The sequence below is a fragment of the Microbacterium sp. CCH5-D1 genome, assembly GCF_001557335.1.
Lineage (GTDB): Bacteria > Actinomycetota > Actinomycetes > Actinomycetales > Microbacteriaceae > Microbacterium > Microbacterium oxydans.
Map to the genome: position 1 here is coordinate 1 of NZ_LSJW01000008.1, position 15603 is coordinate 15603.

Genomic DNA, 15603 nt, shown 5'->3' on the forward strand with positions numbered 1-15603 from the left:
CGTCCGGTGAGGTCGCTGCTGCGCGAGCCACTGCTGGGGCTTCTCGGTCGCAGCAGCGACCTCACCGGACGATCCGAGAAGATCTGGACCAAGGTGCTGGAGCGGGCGGCCGAGCACCCGATCGTCGGCAACGGGTTCTCGAGCCCGTGGATCCCCGATGATCCCGCCTTCGACCGGTGGATCACCGATCACGGGATCACCGTGTTCCACGCGCACAACATGTGGCTCGACGTCCTGCTCCAGCTCGGTGTGGTGGGAGTGGTGCTGATGGCGGTCGCCTACGGCACGCTGCTGTGGCGCTCCTGGTTCTTCGCGGTCGATCGTCCCCGCTGGGACCTCGATGACGCACGTCCGTTCTCGCCGTTGACCCTGCTGCCCAGTCTGTTCACGGTGGTCCTGCTCGTGCAGGGCTTGACCGAGTCGACGCCCATCATGCTGTGGGGCTGGATGCTGCTCGTGCTGCTGTCGTTCAAGCTCAAGTCGGTGCCCCTGGTCGGCGTCGGCGAGCGCGACCTACTGTTCGAACGCGGCGCTCGGCAGCGGCGGGTGCCGTGACGCCGGCACGCCCGATCGTGCGGCTGCTCGGCTCCGTGGAGCTGGCACGCGCCTTCACGCTCGCAGCGCTGGCTGCCGTGTTCGGTTCCTATGCCATCCAGCAGATGACGTCGGCGACAACGCTGGCGACGATCATCGCCGCGCTCTGCCTGCTGGGCGCGGCCATCCTCTGGATACGTCGCGACGAGCTGTCGCTGCTGCGCATCGCGCCGTCGTCATTGCTCGCCTTCCTCGCCTGGGCGCTGGTGAGCGTCTTCTGGACCACAGACAAGTCCGACACGATCTTCGGGTGGATGTCGCTCTTCGGCTTCGCGTTCCTCGCCATCACGATCGGCCACGTCCGCGACACGCTCCAGACGGTGCGCGCGATCGGCGACACGCTCCGGGTGCTCCTGGCCGCGTCCCTCGCAGTGGAGATCCTGTCCGGCGTGCTGCTCGATCTGCCTTTCACCTTCCTCGGGATCCAGGGGAATCTCGCCGTCGGCGGCCCGATCCAGGGCCTCTTCGGCAGCCGCAACATGCTCGGATTCATCGCGGTGATCGCGCTGATCACCTTCGTGATCGAGTGGCGCACGCAGTCCGTGAAAGCCCCGCTCGCCGTGGCGTCGATCGCTCTCGCGAGCTTCCTGGCGGTGCTGTCCTCCTCCCCGACGGTCCTCGTGCTCGCCGGTGCCGTCGGCGTCGTCACGATCGCCCTCACGATCGTCCGCCACACCCCGGCCGACCGGCGCACGATCGTGCAGTGGACGCTCGGCGTCGTCGTCACCCTCGCCCTTGCGGCGGCGTTCGCGCTGCGCCATCAGATCATCGCCGTGCTCGATGCGGGCTCCGACTTCTCGATCCGCGGCTCACTCTGGAACACGATCCTCGATTTCGTGGCCGTGAAACCGGTCCAGGGATGGGGATGGTTCGGCGACTGGGCACGGGGCGAGTACCCGTTCACCTATATCAACTTCCAACTCGACGACCGCCATCAGAGCGCGCTGAACGCCTTCTTCGACGTGCTGCTCCAGCTCGGCGCCGCGGGGCTGGTGCTCTTCCTCCTGCTGGGTGGCGTCGCTCTCATCCGCTCCTGGCTCGTAGCGAGCACGCGCCGCTCCGTCGTGTACGCCTGGACGCCGATCATGCTGGTGACGCTGGCGGTCGACTCCATGTTCGAGAGCTTCACGCTCGTCGGCGCCGGATGGTTCATGCTCGTGCTGTGCGCCCTGCGTGCAGGCCAGTCGCGTTCCTGGCGCGAGAACATCGATGCAGCACACACGGGAGCCATACCGACGCTCCGCCCTCAGGAGTAGCCGAGGGGCGCCGTCAGCGGATGGAGGGCAGCTTCTCCGCCCAGGTGATCGCGTCGCGGACCCCGTCGTCCACCGAGCGCTCGGCACGCCAGTCCAGCACCTCAGCCGCACGATCGACGATCGCGAACGCGCCGGCCTGATCGCCGGGACGCCGCGCGGTCTCGACGACGGCGAGAGCCTCACCCGTGACCCGCTCGAAGGCCGCCACCAGCTCGCGGACGGTCACGCCCTCCCCGGTGCCGATGTTGATCACCCGATAGGGGTCGTCCGCCGTCGCGACCTCGTCGAATCGCTCGACGGCCGCCACGTGCGCGAGCGCGAGGTCCCAGACGTGGATGTAGTCTCGCAGCCCGGATCCGTCCCTGGTCGGCCAGTCGGTTCCGGTGATCGAGAAGGCCTCGGCGGCGGCATGGGACTGCATGATCTTCCCGAGAGCATGCGAAGGCAGAGGGTTCTGCAGCCCGGTGCGCATCTGCGGATCGGCGCCGATGGGGTTGAAGTAGCGGAGAGCGATCGCACGGAAGTCGCCGTTGGAGGCCGCATCCTCGAGGATCTGCTCGACCATCGCCTTCGTCGTGGCATAGGGACTCGAGGGAGCCAGCGGAGCGTCCTCATCGACCCCCGCACCGCTCTCCCCCTCGTAGACGGCAGCGGAAGAGCTGAACACGATGCGGGGGATCCCCGCGTCACGCAGATGCTGGAGCAGCACGATCGTCTTTCCCACGTTGGTCTCGTAGTAGCCGAGGGGATCCGTGACCGACTCGGGCACGACGATACGTGCAGCGCAGTGGATGACCGCATCGATGTCGGGGTGATCGGCGAGCAGACGTTCCAGGACCACCTGGTCGGCGATGTCGCCCTCGTAGAACGCGCGACCCTCGCAGAAGGCTCGGAGCCCCTTGGAGAGGTCGTCGAGGATGACCACGTCGATGCCCGCCTCGATGCACGCGGTGGCGACCGTGGATCCGATGTATCCGGCGCCGCCGGTGATCAGTACCTTCATCGCAGCCAGTCTAACCGTCGCCCCTTCGCCACCGAGGTGAGCCTCTCCGCTGATCCGAAGGGAGCGGACGGTAGGCTACTCTCTGCTCGTCGAGTCCGGCCGCTGTCCCCATGACAACCGCCTGTGACACCAACATCGGAGAAACCAACCCGTGGCATACGTCCTGCAGAACGTCGTCTTCCCCGGTGGCGACGACCCCGATGTGTTCCCGCTCTACGTGGACGCCGAGCATCGACCTGACACCGAGGACGAACGCGCGGCGCGTGCGGCGATCACACCGATCGAGGGCATCCTCGACCGCTCCAGTGCGCGGGTCCCGGCGAAGAGCACGTGGTCTTTCAGCACCTATTTCAACGCCTTCCCCGCCGCATACTGGCGCCACTGGACGGGCGTGCGGGACGTGCGTCTCACCGTGCGCTCCACCGGATCGGGCACCGTGCTGCTGCATCGTTCGGATGCGCAGGGCGAGTCCCGCCGGATCGAGGCGCGCTCCGTCGTGGGAGACGCCACGACGACCTTCGATCTCGATCTCGGCCCCCACGACGACGGCGGCTGGATCTGGTTCGATGTCGTCGCGGATGAGGAGCCCGTCGTCCTGGACGGTGCGCGTTGGGAGACCGAGCAGGAGCCGATCCGAACCGGCAAGGCCTCACTCGGGATCACGACGTTCGACAAGCCTGACTACTGCGTCGAGACCCTGCGGACGTTGGCATCATCCCCCGATGTGCTGTCGCTGGTCGACCGTATCTTCCTCGTCGACCAAGGCACCCGCTTGGTCGCCGAGCAGGATGGATACGAAGCCGTCTCCGCCCTCCTCGGCGACACTCTTCGCGTGATCCGGCAGGACAACCTCGGCGGATCCGGTGGATTCGCTCGGGCCATGCAGGAATCGCTCCTGCGTCCGGAGAGCGAGTTCGTGCAGCTGCTCGATGATGATGTGCGACTCGAGCCTGAGGCCCTCCGTCGCTCGATCGTGTTCGCCCGCTTCACGACCGAGCCCACCATCGTCGGTGGCCACATGTTCGACCTGATGGCACGCTGCACACTGCACGGCTGGGCTGAGGTCGTCGACGAGCCGGCCTTCGCCTGGGGCGACACCAATCCGGAGCGGATGCCCCACGACTTCGCGACGGCGAGCCTGCGGGATTCCCCCTTCCTGCACGCACGCATGGAGGCCGATTACAACGGGTGGTGGATGTGCCTCATCCCGCTCGAGGTGATCCGCGAAGTCGGACTCGCCCTACCGGCGTTCATCAAGTGGGACGATGCCGAGTTCTGTCTGCGCGCGGGCGAGGCCGGTTTCCGCACCGTATCCCTTCCCGGCGTCGCCCTGTGGCACGTGTCATGGGTGCACAAGGACGACATGATCGACTGGCAGGCGTACTTCCATGCCCGAAATCGGATCGTCGCCGCGCTCCTGCACTCGAACGCCCCCCGCAGCGGACGGCTCCTGGTGCACAGCCGTCGCGTCGACCTCAAACACCTCATGATGATGCAGTACTACCCCGTGGCCCTTCGCGCGAAGGCACTGCGGGACGTCCTGGCCGGGCCGCGTCATCTGCGAGAGAGCCTCGCGACAGCGATGCCCGCAGCCCGGGCGATCGCGTCCGACTTCCCGGAGACGGTCGTGCACCACGACACGTCGAACCTCGGGCGCCCGCGGACGGGACGACGCCGGTACCTGCAGGAACCGATGAGTCCGGAGGGGATGAAGCTGCGGTGGCTGACCCTCTCCACGCTGGTCTCGAACTGGTTCCACCGTCCTGCTCCGGAGAACGTCGCGGCGCCCGAGACGGAGTTCCGGAAGAAGGACGCCGTCTGGTGGCGGCTGGGCAGCGTCGACAGTGCGCTCGTCGAGACCGCGGATTCCGCCGGAAAGCTCCACTATGTCCGTGACAGGCGCACCCACCGCCGGATGCTCCGCGACTCCCTCCGGCTGCACGCCGAGCTGCGCCGCCGTTGGCCCGAACTGCAGAAGCACTATCGTGACGCGCTCCCCGAGCTCGTCTCCTCCACGTCCTGGCAGCAGATCCTCAAGGAGAAGGCATGACCGCGGCACCCGCTGCATTCGACCCGACCACGGCGACGATCGTCATCGTCACCTACAACCGCTCGCACCTTCTCACCGGACTGCTCACGAGCATCACCGCGATGGACCCGAAGCCTGGTCGTATCGTGATCATCGACAACGCGTCGGTGGACGACACCACGGACGTGGTCGAGTCGTTCCGCGACAGCATCGGTACCGAGATCGTGTACCGCCGTCTCGACACCAACACGGGCGGATCAGGCGGCTTCAGCGAGGGGATGCGCACCGCATACGACCTCGGCGCCGAATGGATCTGGATGATGGACGACGACGTCGAGGTCCTTCCGGACGGCCTGGCCAGGATGGGCTTCTGGACTCCGCGTTTCAAGAGCATCCAGGGGCGCCGGTACGACTACGACGGCAGCGAGTTCTACTGGCAGTACCGCATCGCCGAGCGCATGGGCATCCCGATCCCGTTCGCGCCGTCCGGTTTCGACACTTCCGGCTACAAGGAGATGAACAGCGGCTGCTTCGAGGGCATGTTCATCCACCGTTCCGTCGTCGCGCAGATCGGCCTGCCAGACCCTCGTTTCTTCATCTACTGGGACGACCAGATGTACGGGTGGCTCGCGTCCCGCAAGACGACCGCGGTGATCGTGGACGAGTTCGTGCTGCGCCGCACCCGCGAGATCAAGCAGTGGGACATGGGCATCCGGCACATGAACGCGTCGAGCAACGCCTACCGCTTCTACATCATGCGCAATCGCGCCTACATCAAGAATTACTACCGCGTGCACGGCGTCTACAACCCGGTGCTGTTCGGGCTGGGGACGGCGATGACCTTCGCGAAGGAGCTCATCCGACTGGTGTTCGTGGAGAGGACGGTCCGCGGCACCAGCAACCTGTTCCGAGGCCTGAGAGAAGGCGGCAGACTCGCCCGTGATCGGTCCTGGCAGCCGATGGCTCCGCTGGAAGGATGAGGGCATGACCGACGAACCGCAGCCCGAGCTCCGTTGGGCCCCCATCGAACCCAAGCCGCGCAACCGCGGACGAGTCTGGTTGATCGTCGGACTCTCCGTCCTCGCCCTGCTCGTCGTGGCCGCGCTGCTGTTCTTCCTCCTCCCCAGGGGCGGGTCACCGGCGCCGGGGTCGGCGTCTCCGACGGCGACGACGACCCCGACGCCGACGCCCTCCGCGGTTCCATCCGCATCCCCCGACCCTACGGCTCCGGTCGACACTCCCCCACCCGTGGAGGACCCGTCCCTTCCCGCGTTCCGCGACCGCGTCGGCGTCTGGCTGGAATCGGCGCTGGTCGGGCTGGACATCGTGTCCGAAGGCGATGGAGACGTCAATTCCGTCCTGGACACGATGCAGGGAGACGCACAGCGCCTGTCGGAGGCGCTGCCGCCTTCGTCGATCGCCGAGGACTGGAACACGACGACGAGCGAGTACTCGAGCCGACTGAGCGCGCTGCGCTCCGCCGTGTCCTCCGGATCGAACGTCGGTCAGGCCGTCGACGCCGCACGCGTCAGCGTCGACCAGCTGCGCAGCCTCGCCGGCCTCTAGCGCCCGAGTCGCCCGCGGCTATCGAGCGGGCGACTCGAGACGACGGAGACGCTCCTCATAGTGCGAAGCGAGCTCGAGCCGGATACGGGCACGCTCGTGTTCGGCTCTCGCCCGTACGAGGTCGCTCTCCGGATCCTCGTTCGTGAGGTCGAGCTGATGACGCAGCCACTCGAAGCGCTGCTCCAACGCAGCGACCTGCGGGGCGATGCGATCGAACTCGGAGCGGATGTAGGAGAAGTCCGCTTGGTTGCCGGCCAAGCGAGCCTCGTAGTCGGCGCGGGCGCCCTCGAGGTTCGCGAAGGCCTCTTCGAGGCGTGCGTCCACTCTGGCATCAACGCGGCGCACGACGGCAGCGTCGATCCGTCGACGGATTCGGTTCAGCATTCAGTCCTCAATCATTCGGGTGATTGGTGATGGTCGGGTCTGGAGATCAGCGGTGATAGGAGATACGCCCGGAGTCGATCCACTCGCGCAAGAGCATGGATTCGAGGTCGATGCGGTGTTCGGCGCCGACAGCTGACGGGTCTCCGTAAGCGTGGTTCCAGGCGGTCTGATCCGGCGCATCCACGAAGGAGAAACCGGTGACGTCCATCTCGACATCAGGGAACAGCCTGGTCGCGATCCAGAGCATCACCGTGCCCGTGGTCGCCCATTGGCCACCCTCGTGCGGGTCCACTCCCATCGCCTCGCCGAGCGGAAGGATCACCTCACGGTTCGGCATGGTGACGATACCCAGGTCCGGCGGCCAGAAGTCGGGGGTCTTCGGGTTCTCCCACAGCAGACGCCCCGGTTCGATCATGAGGTAGAGACGGTCGGTGTAGTCCGAGAAGAACCACGGGGTCGGTCGCACCCCACGGTTGAAGACCACGACGTCGACGCGCCTCCCGACGGTGGCAGGCCCGTCGATGTCATCCATGCGGAAGCCGTTGACGCGGATGACGAGGTCTGCGGAGTCGATCCGCTCCGCACGTTCCGGAGACTCGTCCAGAGGCTGATTCCCCACCACTGCGACCCGGCGGATCCCCTCGGGGCGGCCGAACGACTCCACCAGCGGTCGAAGCCGGTCGTAGAAGGCTTCCTCGCCAGTCGTCGCACGCTCGTCCCCGACGAGCTCCGTCACACGCCCCATAGACCCACAGCTTAGGGCAATATTCCGGCTCATCCGGAATTACGGTCCTGGGGTCCGCGGGGCCGGAGCGCACCTCCCCGAGCAAGGCAGGTCGCGTCTTCGAGGAACTCCCCCGTCTAGAGTTGTCGGCGTGACTTCTGCGCAGACCATCGATCTCTCCTCGGCGAAGATCGGCACCGGTTCCCCCGTGTTCACGATCGCCGAGATGTCGGGCAACCACAACGGAGATCTCGAACGAGCGCTCGCGATCGTGGATGCCGTGGCATCGACCGGGGCGAATGCCCTCAAGATCCAGACCTACACCGCCGACACGCTCACGATCGACTCCGACCGCCCCGAGTTCCGCGTGAAGGGCGACCACGATCTCTGGGGTGGACGCAATCTGTACTCGTTGTACCAGGAGGCGCACACGCCCTGGGAGTGGCACGCGCCCATCTTCGAGCGCGCCGCCGCACACGGCCTGATCCCCTTCTCCACGCCGTTCGATCCGACTTCCGTCGAGTTCCTCGAGGGTCTCGGCGTCGAGCTCTACAAGACGGCGTCCGCGGAGATCGTCGACCTTCCGCTCCTCCGCGAGGTCGCTCGCACGGGCAAGCCCATGATCGTTTCGACGGGGATGGCCACGCTCTCCGAGATCGACGCCGCGGTGACAGCCATCCGCGACTCCGGCAACACGCAGCTGGTGCTGCTCGCCTGCACCGCGGCGTACCCGGCCATCCCCGAAGAGGCGCGGCTGGGCAACATCCGGACGCTGCGCGAGGCCTTCGACGTGCCCATCGGACTCTCCGACCACACCCTCGGCATCGGGGTCGCTGTGGCGGCGGCCGCTCTCGGGGCCGTGGTGATCGAGAAGCACGTGACCCTCGACCGGGGCGACGGAGGCGTGGACGCCGACTTCTCCCTGAGCCCTGCCGAGTTCGCCTCCCTGGTCAGCGCGTCGGAGCAGGCACGGATCGCCGCAGGAAGCGGAACCGCCTTCGGTCCCACACCGCAGGAGCAGACCGTCCTCGCACTCCGCCGGTCCCTGTACGTGACGGCGGATGTCCGCGCCGGCGACGTCGTCAGCGCGGCGAACGTCCGCTCGATCCGCCCCGCCGGCGGTCTGGCACCGGAAGCCTACGGACTGGTCGAAGGGCGTCGATTCACCCGCGATGCGGACCGGGGCACCCCTTTGTCCTGGGATCTGCTCTAGTCAGCCAGCCGGCGAGAGACGCCACTTCGCGAACGTGGCGAAGCCGCCGGCGTCGGCGGGAAGGTGCGGCAGGTATCCTGCCCGCTGGAACAGCTTCGAAGAGGCCGTGTTCGTGGTGTGGACGGTCGCGAGGAGGCGACTCGGCGCATCCACGATCAGGGCTTGTTCCGAGGCGGCGAGCACAGCACCGGCGAGACCACGTCCGCGCTGTTCCGGGGCCATCGTGATCGACGCCTCCCAGTCCGTCGGGGAACGCCGGTCCCACCGCGTCGAGGCCACCGGTCGTCCTTCCGACTCGATGACCAGGAGCCGGCGGTCCGGATCGGCGAGGGTGCGGTCGAGCCACGAGACGTGCGAATCCCATTCGAGAGCTTCGCTCGACCGGGAGTGCGCTCGAGTGGCTTCGTCGTTGCGCCAGTCGTAGAGCACCCTGGCGTCGTCCCGCGTCGCCGGGCGCACGCTGATCGGAGGCGAGGGACGGGGCTCGTCGGGCCCTGCATCGACGAGTTGCTCCCAGGATGCGACGATCCGCCATGTCCCGAGCCCGTCGACCGTGTCCCGAAGCGCGGCTGACTGCGCCGCCAGCGCGTCGCCGTCATGCAGAAGAGCACCCAGCTCAACGACCCGTGCCTCCAGATCGGCATGGGGCGGAACACCGAGCCCCACCGCGAGCCCCCGCCTCACGACGTTCGCGTAGCCAGGACGCTGATTGTCGACAGCGCACAGGACGGCCATCGGAACGCCCATGCACGCGAAGTCCCACACGGACGTCCCGGCCGCTGTCACCGCGAGATCATGCTCGCGCGCCAGGGCAGGCAGATCATCGACGAATCCGCGCACCTGCATGTCATGGACAGATGCGGTGGCAGCCTCCCGCACCTCCTCCCGGCCGCGCGGATCGACCACCGTGACGCGAAGCGGCGCGGGCACACCGTCGAGCGCCCGCACGACGCGGGCCGTGAGTCCCCGGGGGTCGGAGCCGCCCATGACGACGAGCACGCGGGGCACTGCGCCTGGCAGGTGCGATGCGGCGCGCTGACGGAGCACCTGCTCGCGTACCACCGCGACATCGAGACCGGCCAAAGGGTGGCGGGTGAGGTCAGGACGGGCGAACGTCGCCTCTGCTCCGAGGTTCGCGTCGATCGAGAGATCGGCCGCCCTCACGCCGTAGGGGCCGTCCTGCATGTTGCTCACCAGAGCCCCGAAGCCGCGAACGTCGGGCACGTCCGTGTACGCGTCGAGGTGCAGGACGTCCGCCTCTCCTGCCGCTGCGACCAGCGCTTCGGGAGACTCTGCCGCGCGGATGGACCGGACGGGCAGGTCGGGCTCGATGCGGTGCGCGGCGGCCGACCCGGCCTCGTCGATGTCGCCGATGAGCGACACCGACCATCCGCGTTTCCTGGCGACGGCGGCGATCGCGAGCGTGCGCATGAGGTGCCCCATGCCGTACTCGACCCCAGCATTGCAATGGAGGAGGGCCCCTCGTCGACTCATCGTTCGCCCTTCATCACCGTCCGCGGGCACGCCCGTACCCACCCGATAGGATAGGCCGGGCGTGATTCAACCCGGGAATCCGCACCGTTCCACGACGCTGAGGGAGACAGAGTGTCGGTTCTCGAGGGCTCGAGCATCCTCATCACAGGCGGCACAGGATCGTTCGGCAAGGCGTTCATCCGCCATGCGCTGACGCACCTCGATCCGCGACGTCTCGTCGTCTTCTCCCGTGACGAGCTGAAGCAGTACGAGGTGCGGCAGCAGTTCGGCGACGACCCGCGGCTGCGCTGGTTCATCGGCGACATCCGCGACGAGCGGCGCCTCGTCCGCGCTCTGCACGGAGTCGACTACGTGGTGCATGCAGCCGCGCTCAAGCAGGTCGACACCGCGGAGTACAACCCGTTCGAGTTCGTCAAGACCAACGTGCTCGGCAGCCAGAACGTGATCGAGGCGTCGATCGATGCGGGCGTGAAGCGGGTCGTCGCCCTGTCGACGGACAAGGCCTCCAGCCCCATCAACCTGTACGGCGCCACCAAGCTCACAGCCGACAAGCTCTTCATCACCGGGAACCACTACGCGGCCGCCTACGACACGCGCTTCGCCGTGGTGCGGTACGGGAACGTCATGGGCTCGCGCGGCTCGGTCATCCCGTTCTTCGAGAGGCTCGGAGCCGAAGGCAAGCCGCTGCCGATCACCGACCTGCGCTGCACGCGATTCTTCATCACGCTGCCGCAGGCCGTCGAGATGGTCGTCGACACCTTCGAGCTCATGCAGGGCGGTGAGCTGCTGGTCCCCCGCATCCCGTCGATGAAGGTGACCGACCTCGCGCACGCCGTCGTGCCCGGTGCAGACCTCGTCGACGTGGGCCTGCGCCCCGGCGAGAAGCTGCACGAGGAGATGATCAGCCCCGAGGAAGGCCGTCGTGCCGTGGTGGTCGCCGACGGCAAGTACTTCATCATCCAGCCCGACCTCGCATCGTGGGGCTATCGCGTCCCGAAGGATGCCGTTCCGGTGCCCGAAGGCTTCGCCTACCGATCCGACAGCAACGACCGGTGGTACTCGCAGGCCGAGATCGCGGCCATCATCGAAGCGGGTATCTGAGGATGCTGCCGTACGGGAGACAGTCCATCTCCGAAGATGACATCCAGGCCGTCGTCGACGTCCTCCGCGGCGACTGGCTCACCACCGGACCCCTCGTCTCCGCCTTCGAGTCGAAGATCAGCGAGCTCACCGGCGGACATCGCGCGGTGACGGCCACCTCGGGCACGGCGGCGCTGCACATGGCGTATGCGGCAGCAGAGATCTCCGAGGGCGACGTCGTCATCTCCACGCCCATGACCTTCATCGCGACGACGTCGACCGCGTCCATGCGCGGTGCACGGATCGTCTTCGCCGATGTGGAGGAGGACACCGCCCTCATCGACCCGGCCGCGGTGGATGCCCTCATCGACGACCGCACCCGGATCATCGCCGCCGTCGACTACGCCGGTCACCCCGCTGACTACGACCGGCTCACGGCGACGGCGGCGCGCTACGGAGCCCTCGTCCTCGACGATGCCGCGCACTCCATCGGCAGCACCTACAACGGCCGGCCGGTGGGCGATCTCGCCGACATCACGACGCTGTCGTTCTTCCCGACGAAGAACCTCACCACCGGCGAGGGCGGAGCGCTCGTCGCCAAGGATCCCGAGCTGGCACAGCGTGCGCACGAGTTTCACAACATCGGTCTCGTGCGGGATGCCTCGCGCTTCCAGGTGCCCGGCGAGGGTGCCTGGCATCAGGAGGTGCACGAGTTCGGCGTGAACTACCGACTCACCGACATCGCCTGCGCGCTCGGCCTGTCCCAGCTCTCCAGACTCGACGCGTTCAAACGTCGGCGCGCGGAGATCACGCGGCGCTACGACGACGCACTGGCCGATCTCGACGGCGTGCGCCGCCCGGTCCAGCGCGAGAACGTCGACGCGATGCGTCACCTCTACCCCGTGCGCATCCTCGACGGGCGACGTCGTGAGGTCTTCGATCGGATGCGGGAACTCGGCGTCGGTGTCCAGGTCAACTACATGCCCGTCTACTGGCATCCGGTCTACGCCGACGCGGGCTACCGGCGAGGGATGTGCCCGAACGCGGAGGCCTTCTACCGCGAGGAGCTGTCGCTTCCGATCCACCCTGAGCTGACCGATTCGCAGGTCGACCAGGTCGTCGACGCCCTCGCGGAGGCGCTGCGGTGACACGAGTCGGGATCATCACGCAGGCGCGGATGACCAGCACCCGGCTCCCCGGCAAGGTCCTGCTCGCCGCGGGCGGACGCACCCTGCTCGACCATCACATCGACAGGCTGCAGAAGCTCGACCTGCCACTGGTCGTCGCCACGACGACGAATGCGAGCGACGATCCGATCGCGGCGCTCGCGGTGTCCCGAGGAGCGCGCGTCTTCCGTGGCAGCGAGACCGACGTGCTGGGACGGTTCGCAGGCGCGGCGCGCGATGCCGGGCTCGACGTGGTCGTGCGCGTCACGTCGGACTGCCCCCTCATCGACCCCGCGCTCGTCAGGCGGGGCGTCGAGCGGTTCGCCGAACTCGCGGACCCCACCGCACACGTGTCCAACGTGCTCGAGCGGACCTATCCCCGTGGCTTCGATTTCGAGGTGTTCTCCGCTGCTGCGCTTCTCGAAGCGGACGCACGGGCATCCCTTCCCGCCGATCGCGAGCACGTCACCCCGTTCCTCTACAGCGGCCGGGGAGCCGATACGCGCCTGCACGCCATCACCGGCACGCGCGACGCGTCGCGCTTCCGCGTCACCGTCGACACCCCGGAGGACCTCGCGGTCATCCGCGCCCTCGTCGAGACCTACAGCGCGGCTGACCTCAGCGCCGACGAGATCATCGAGGTCCTCGAAGCCCACCCCGAGCTGGTGGCCCTGAACGCGGACGTGGAGCAGAAGAAGCTCGGGGAGTGACTTCCCGAGCCGACGTGCGTCAGCGCGCGTTGTAGTCCTCGTTGTAACGGTCGAGGACCTCGGCGATCGGCGCGTCGAGGACCAGAGCGCCCTTGTCGAGGTAGAGGCCACGCGTGCAGAAACGGCGCAGGTCGCGTTCGTTGTGGCTGACGAAGAAGAGCGTGCGCCCATCGGCGAGCAGCTCGTCGATGCGTCGATAGCACTTCTCGCGGAACGCCTTGTCCCCCACCGCGAGCACCTCGTCGACGAGAAGGATCGGCTCGTCGAGCTGCGACACGACCGCGAAGGCCAGCCGCACCTTCATGCCGTTCGACAGGTGCTTGTAGGGAGTGTCCTCGAAGCCGGCGAGCTCTGCGAACTCGATGATGCCGTCGTAGCGCCGCGACACCTCCTCGCGGGACATCCCGTGCAGACCAGCGGTGAGTCGGACGTTCTCCCGCACCGTGAGGTCGCCGACGAATCCACCGGTGATCTCGATGAGCGGTGCGACTCCGCCGTTGACGGTCACCGTGCCCTCGTCCGGAAGGAGCACCTTCGCCACGAGCCGGAGCAGTGTCGATTTCCCCTGACCGTTCCGGCCCACCACGCCGATCGATTCTCCGGATCGGACCGAGAAGGACACGTCCCGAAGCGCCCAGAACTCTCCGGGTCGGGAGCGGCGGGAGGCGCCGCCGAACAGATCCTTGAAACTGCGGGACCCGCGTCGGTTGCGACGGAAACGCACTCCGAGGCTGCTGACTTCGATCGCGGTCGCCATCACAGCTCCTTCAGCACGGGTCGCTCGAGCTTGCGGAAGGCCCAGATCCCCAGCGCGAGGATCAGCAGGCTCATCGCGATGCTGATCGTCAGCGTGAACGTGTTCCACTGGTCGGGGAAGAACGGCATCCGGTAGAGCATGAAGATGCCGGCCAGCGGGTTGAAGGCTCCGAGGGTCTGGAAGATCCCCGGCAGATCGGTCACGTTGTAGATGATCGGCGTCGCGTAGAACATCGCCCGCAGGATCAGCGCCGTCGTGCGCTCCAGGTCGACGAAGAGCACGCACAGGGGCGCCACCAGCAGGCCGAGCCCGATGAGGAGGATGGTCTGCAGCACGACGGCCAGGGGAAGCCAGAGGACGCCCCACCCGATCTGCACCGTCCGGTTCGGATCGGCTTCGACCAGAAGGTTCACGACGATGAACAGCACGAGGACCGGCAGCGAGAAGAGGAACTCGATGCCCTTGCTCAGCACGATCCGGTTCACCCAGATCGATCGAGGGATGGCCGTCGAACGCACCAACCGCGAGTCCTTCTTGAAGGCCTTCGTGAAGTCGGAGACCGAACTGTTGAACCACACCCAGGGCAGCAGCGCGCTGATGAGGAAGATGATGTACGGCTCTTCCCCGACGTCCCGCTTGAACACCTGCGTGAAGACGAACCAGTAGATCACACTCATGACGAGCGGATCGAGCACGGACCACAGGTAGCCGAGGATGCTCGTCGAATAGCGGACCTTCAGGTCTCGGGCCGAGAGCAGCCACAGCGAGTGAAGGTATCGCCGCGGCGTCCCCGGCGCCCCGACAGCAGCGTGACTCACAGTGCCGAGTCTAGGCGAGCTCGTTGTTCCACATCGACAGCGCAGAGCCGATGGCCATGTGCATGTCGAGGTACTGGTATGTGCCGAGACGGCCGCCGAAGTGCACGTCGGTCTCGCCCTTGGTCAACTCGCGGTAGGCCAGCAGGCCGTCACGGTCGCTCGGGGTGTTCACCGGGTAGTACGGCTCATCGTCGCGCTCGGCGAATCGCGAGAACTCCCGCATGATGACCGTCTTGTCCTGCGCGTAGACGTCCTTGCGCTCGGGGTGGAAGTGCTTGAACTCGTGGATGCGCGTGTAGGGCACATCCATGTCCGGGTAGTTCATGACGCTGGTGCCCTGGAAGTCCCCGACGCTGAGCACTTCCTGCTCGAAGTCGAGCGTGCGCCAGCTGAGCGCACCCTCCGCGTAGTCGAAGTAGCGGTCGACCGGCCCGGTGTACACGACCGGCAGCTGACCGACCGTGGCCTTCTTGTGCAGCGGCTGCGAGTCGTCGAAGTAGTCGACGCCCAGCTTGACCTCGATGTTCGGGTGGTCGGCCATCCGCTCGATCCAGGCGGTGTAGCCGTCGGTGGGGAGACCTTCCCAGGTGTCGTTGAAGTAGCGGTTGTCGTAGGTGTAGCGCACGGGCAGACGGCTGATGATGTCGCCGGAGAGCTTGTGCGGATCCGTCTGCCACTGCTTGGCGGTGTAGTCGCGGAAGAACGCCTCGAACAGCGGACGCCCGACGAGAGCGATGCCCTTCTCCTCGAAGTTCGTCGCCGACTTCACGTCCTGTCTCTTATACACATCTCCGAGCCCACGAGACTCC

Annotated in this window: 16 protein-coding genes; 9 read left to right on the forward strand and 7 right to left on the reverse strand. The window is 67.0% G+C overall.

Going from position 1 to position 15603, the window contains the following annotated elements; translation table 11 throughout:
* Together AX744_RS00550 and AX744_RS00555 are read left to right on the forward strand one after the other, a co-directional pair.
* Positions 1 to 555: O-antigen ligase family protein (locus tag AX744_RS00550; RefSeq protein ID WP_197429131.1), on the forward strand; the 555-nt coding region annotated here is incomplete at its 5' end.
* Entirely contained in the window at positions 552 to 1850 is a 1299-nt protein-coding gene (locus AX744_RS00555) for an O-antigen ligase family protein (RefSeq protein WP_061015095.1), read from the forward strand. The genes AX744_RS00550 and AX744_RS00555, both read left to right, overlap by 4 nt.
* A gap of 13 nt (positions 1851 to 1863) precedes the next feature.
* Here AX744_RS00555 and galE read toward each other — a convergent pair whose 3' ends face one another.
* Complete coding sequence (galE, locus tag AX744_RS00560; protein ID WP_058632628.1) at positions 1864 to 2853, reverse strand: UDP-glucose 4-epimerase GalE; 990 nt, start codon at positions 2851 to 2853, stop codon at positions 1864 to 1866.
* Between the two features lie 151 nt (positions 2854 to 3004).
* On the opposite strand from galE, the gene AX744_RS00565 reads away from it, so the two are divergent.
* Genes AX744_RS00565 through AX744_RS00575 form a run of 3 tightly spaced genes read left to right on the forward strand, consistent with a single transcriptional unit; the run spans position 3005 to position 6448 of the window.
* The gene (locus tag AX744_RS00565; RefSeq protein WP_061015096.1) at positions 3005 to 4903 is read left to right on the forward strand and encodes a glycosyltransferase; all 1899 of its coding nucleotides are present in this window, start codon (positions 3005 to 3007) and stop codon (positions 4901 to 4903) included.
* Positions 4900 to 5862, forward strand: a complete 963-nt coding sequence (locus AX744_RS00570) for a glycosyltransferase family 2 protein (protein ID WP_058632626.1) — start codon at positions 4900 to 4902, stop codon at positions 5860 to 5862. Before AX744_RS00565 ends, AX744_RS00570 begins: the two co-directional genes overlap by 4 nt.
* A 4-nt stretch (positions 5863 to 5866) precedes the next feature.
* Positions 5867 to 6448 carry a hypothetical protein gene (locus AX744_RS00575; RefSeq protein WP_061015097.1) on the forward strand — a complete coding sequence of 194 codons (582 nt, stop codon included), beginning with the start codon at positions 5867 to 5869 and terminating at the stop codon, positions 6446 to 6448.
* An 18-nt stretch (positions 6449 to 6466) separates the two neighbouring features.
* Here AX744_RS00575 and AX744_RS00580 read toward each other — a convergent pair whose 3' ends face one another.
* Both AX744_RS00580 and AX744_RS00585 read right to left on the reverse strand, forming a co-directional pair.
* Positions 6467 to 6832, reverse strand: a complete 366-nt coding sequence (locus tag AX744_RS00580) for a hypothetical protein (RefSeq protein WP_058632624.1) — start codon at positions 6830 to 6832, stop codon at positions 6467 to 6469.
* Positions 6833 to 6878: 46 nt separating this feature from the next.
* Positions 6879 to 7577 (reverse strand): hypothetical protein, encoded by a 699-nt coding sequence (locus AX744_RS00585; RefSeq protein WP_197429132.1) that lies wholly within the window; start codon positions 7575 to 7577, stop codon positions 6879 to 6881.
* 130 nt (positions 7578 to 7707) lie between these two features.
* On the opposite strand from AX744_RS00585, the gene pseI reads away from it, so the two are divergent.
* Positions 7708 to 8769: a pseudaminic acid synthase gene (pseI, locus tag AX744_RS00590; RefSeq protein ID WP_061015098.1), complete on the forward strand. Its 1062-nt coding sequence runs from the start codon at positions 7708 to 7710 to the stop codon at positions 8767 to 8769.
* Here the strand turns inward: pseI and AX744_RS00595 are convergent, their stop codons facing one another.
* Positions 8770 to 10200, reverse strand: coding sequence for a bifunctional UDP-2,4-diacetamido-2,4,6-trideoxy-beta-L-altropyranose hydrolase/GNAT family N-acetyltransferase (locus tag AX744_RS00595; protein ID WP_197429133.1), 1431 nt, complete (start codon positions 10198 to 10200; stop codon positions 8770 to 8772). It lies immediately after the preceding gene.
* Between the two features lie 174 nt (positions 10201 to 10374).
* On the opposite strand from AX744_RS00595, the gene pseB reads away from it, so the two are divergent.
* From pseB to AX744_RS00610, 3 genes are read left to right on the forward strand one after another with little or no spacing between them, the layout of a single operon-like run.
* Complete coding sequence (pseB, locus tag AX744_RS00600; protein WP_058632621.1) at positions 10375 to 11364, forward strand: UDP-N-acetylglucosamine 4,6-dehydratase (inverting); 990 nt, start codon at positions 10375 to 10377, stop codon at positions 11362 to 11364.
* Between the two features lie 2 nt (positions 11365 to 11366).
* Positions 11367 to 12491, forward strand: coding sequence for a UDP-4-amino-4,6-dideoxy-N-acetyl-beta-L-altrosamine transaminase (gene pseC, locus AX744_RS00605; protein WP_058632620.1), 1125 nt, complete (start codon positions 11367 to 11369; stop codon positions 12489 to 12491).
* Positions 12488 to 13219, forward strand: coding sequence for a cytidylyltransferase domain-containing protein (locus AX744_RS00610; protein WP_082738353.1), 732 nt, complete (start codon positions 12488 to 12490; stop codon positions 13217 to 13219). Before pseC ends, AX744_RS00610 begins: the two co-directional genes overlap by 4 nt.
* A gap of 19 nt (positions 13220 to 13238) precedes the next feature.
* Here the strand turns inward: AX744_RS00610 and AX744_RS00615 are convergent, their stop codons facing one another.
* The 3 genes from AX744_RS00615 to AX744_RS00625 all read right to left on the reverse strand — a co-directional run.
* Positions 13239 to 13976, reverse strand: a complete 738-nt coding sequence (locus AX744_RS00615; RefSeq protein ID WP_046749514.1) for an ABC transporter ATP-binding protein — start codon at positions 13974 to 13976, stop codon at positions 13239 to 13241.
* Positions 13976 to 14794, reverse strand: coding sequence for an ABC transporter permease (locus AX744_RS00620; RefSeq protein ID WP_046749515.1), 819 nt, complete (start codon positions 14792 to 14794; stop codon positions 13976 to 13978). Before AX744_RS00620 ends, AX744_RS00615 begins: the two co-directional genes overlap by 1 nt.
* 10 nt (positions 14795 to 14804) lie before the next feature.
* Positions 14805 to 15603: UDP-galactopyranose/dTDP-fucopyranose mutase family protein (locus AX744_RS00625; RefSeq protein WP_061015101.1), on the reverse strand; the 799-nt coding region annotated here is incomplete at its 5' end.